The organism is Vaccinium witches'-broom phytoplasma str. VAC (assembly GCF_000309405.1).
GTDB lineage: Bacteria > Bacillota_I > Bacilli_A > Acholeplasmatales > Acholeplasmataceae > Phytoplasma.
On sequence record NZ_AKIN01000030.1, the window covers coordinates 1 to 909 of the forward strand.

At 30.8% G+C, this 909-nt stretch carries 1 protein-coding gene; it reads right to left on the minus strand.

The window, feature by feature from the left end; genetic code table 11:
* Window positions 1-114 (minus strand): SVM family protein (locus tag RI68_RS03565; protein ID WP_017193373.1); only part of this gene is annotated, 114 nt, incomplete at its 3' end.
* Window positions 115-909 lie beyond the last annotated feature (795 nt).

The window sequence follows — 909 nt, forward strand, 5'->3', positions numbered from 1 at the left end:
GCCATCGTTATTATCCATTCCCATTGCTTGTTGATTATTAGTAATGAAAATTAAACCTAAACCAATAAATAAAATAATATTAAATAATAGTAAATGTTTTTGTAATTTAAACATTAATTAAATCTCCTTTTTATTTTTATTCTTTTTTATCACCAGTCAGAGCTGGTTCTTTTGTTGTTTTCGGCTTCCTTGACTTTATCATTATTCTTGTTTATCTTGGTAAAGGGATAAAGTTTTTCTTTTTGGGTTGAAGTGGAGGTGGAAATGGGTTAATTTGAAATTAACATCGTCAACGAAAGCATCACCAAGGTAATAGTCTTTGTCGTCTTCTAAGAAGTGTTTAGGTCCTTTGTATTTAACGATTAAGCAATTACCACCTGGGCCTTTGTGTTGTTGTTTTTCGAAATTGACATATAAAAATAATTGACTATCGTCTTTTTTGTCAAACTGAGCACCACCGAATCCGTTTAAAGTGGTGTGGTTATAAGTATCACCATCTTCATTCCAACGGTCGAAAGGGTGAAGGTTTTTGACGTAAATTGGTAGATTAGAGGGTTCTTTTTGGGATTGACGACGATTTTCGACCAGCTTTAATTTTGTTCTTAAACTTTCTTCTCGAGCTTGAAGGTATTTAAGATTATTTTTAATATCAATGATTTCTTGGGTTTTATCTTTAATCGTTTGTTCGTATTTTTCGGGAGTTTGATTTAAATTGACTAATTCTTGTTCTAATTGGGAAATTTTATTTTCTTGATGAATTTTAGTTAATCGCTGATTAATATTATTTAATTCAGATTAGATTTGAGAATATCGATGATGATAATAGTTAATTCCGTTTAAACCGTCGAAGGTGTAGCGACATTCTATCTTAGTTTCATCTTTGGGTTTAGCTAAATATTGATTGAACCC